The sequence below is a fragment of the Staphylococcus sp. 231237_7MaSpsaltlick genome (assembly GCF_043107035.1).
Map to the genome: position 1 here is coordinate 1 of NZ_JBICNX010000175.1, position 936 is coordinate 936.

General features: G+C 29.6%; 1 protein-coding gene. It reads left to right on the forward strand.

The genetic code is table 11. The annotated features are described in order from the left end of the window. The coding region (locus tag ACF91D_RS30715; protein WP_392438540.1) for a Sau3AI family type II restriction endonuclease at nucleotides 1-936 on the forward strand (936 nt) is incomplete at both ends.

Sequence of the window (936 nt, forward strand, 5' to 3'; positions counted from 1 at the left end):
ATTATGAAATTATTAAACAAGATTGGGAGGTAATAAACGAATACATAAAAGATGGTAGGGCACATGAGTTAAGTGAGGGGTTAACAAATTATTTATCTCCATGTACAAAAGGCGCAACTTCTAAATCTGTTAGAAATCAACCCTATTCGGATATAAAAGCCAAACAGAGAGCTTTTTCTTTTAAATCAGGTTATATGACCTCATTATTAAGAAAATACGTGTTAGGTGATGAAAAAATAGACTCTATCATCAAAGATAAGTTTGAAATTGAAGAGAAATCAATAGAAGAAATTGTTATGGAAAAGTTCCAACCATATATTGGATGGAGTATTGATGAGTTATGTAATTATTTTGATATTAAAAAAGGAGCATATAATTTAAATTATAGAATTGCTTCCGCAATATTAAATTTACAAGGTAAAATTACTAAAAGTAAACCTTTCCCTCAAGTAGAAGAGTTTGAGAAATCTTCAATTGTAGTAAAAACCGTTAAGTTTAATGAAAAAAATCAAAATAAAGAGAGTATGTCATTTGGAGCTTTTAAGTTTGATGAATTATCAAAAGAAACTTGGGATGATGAAGAAGGATTTCCAAGTGCACAATGGCACAACTTTTTATTAGAAACGAGATTTTTATTTTTTGTAGTAAAAACAGAAGGTGAAACAGACATTTTTAGAGGTATTAAGTTTTTTACTATGCCAGAAGAAGATGTGGAAGGACCAGTAAAACAAATGTGGGAAGATACGGTTTATAAAATTAATAATGGTGTTACTTTGGAAGCTGTACCTGATAAAAGTACAAAAGACGGATGGAGAATTAATAATAATTTTGTAAATAAATCTGATAATTTAATATGTCATGTAAGGCCGCATGAACAACAAAGAGACTATAGTGAAAATGGTCGATATGCTGATAAATTACCACATCCAGCGCATT